At 52.0% G+C, this 796-nt stretch carries 1 pseudogene; it reads right to left on the minus strand.

The window, feature by feature from the left end:
- A pseudogene (locus B347_RS0117950) lies at nucleotides 1-745 on the minus strand (transposase); the annotation flags it as partial.
- Nucleotides 746-796 lie beyond the last annotated feature (51 nt).

A 796-nucleotide genomic window follows, 5' to 3' on the forward strand; every position in this document is an offset into this window, starting at 1 on the left:
TTTTTATTGACCAAAGTGCCCAAGCTCCTGATCACAGCTGTAATGCGCCGATACCCATAAAGGCCTTTCTCCTGGTCATACACACGCTGTATCAGCTCTTTGAGCGAGGCGTGCTTATCCGGGCGCTGTTTTGCCTGGATTTGATAGTAAAACGTACTGCGCGCCACTCCAGCCAGCTTCAGCAGATCCGCCAGCGGGAATACGCTTTTCAGTTTCGAGACGATTAGGGTTTTTTCGGTTGCCGTCGTCTTTTCTGCTCCTGCAAAGCCTCCAACTCCTTTAGGTAGGCGTTCTCCATGCGCAGGTATTCAAGTTCAGCCATCAACTGCTCACGCGGTTTCAGCGCATCGTCTTTATCTTCGGGCACAGCGGGTTTGGGCTTCTTCGTCATTACGACAGACTTTCTTCTTTTTGCGATGGTTGGCGATTCAAGGCCGCCACTGTAGTACTGCTGCTCCCAAATGCCTACTTGAGACGACTGGCCAAGACCAAAGTGCGCAGCGACCTGACGAAGAGATAGATGGTGCGTGCGCTTGTACTCAACAACGTTACGTTTGAAGCTTGCGCTGTAAGGTTGGCCGCGTGTTCGAGGGCTGATCGAGCCATGGAGCTTATAGCTTGAGATCCAGCGGCGGAGCAGGCTGACGTCGATATCGAATCGCTGGGCGACCGTACGCAACCCTTTGCTGCCCTCAAGATAGGCCTTGATGGCGGTGAGCTTAAATTGCTCTGTGTACTTGTTCATGTTGAAAACCCAAAAAGTTGGATGGGTGTCCAACTTTTTGGGGGCAGTTCA

The organism is Pseudomonas psychrophila HA-4, assembly GCF_000282975.1.
GTDB lineage: Bacteria > Pseudomonadota > Gammaproteobacteria > Pseudomonadales > Pseudomonadaceae > Aquipseudomonas > Aquipseudomonas psychrophila_A.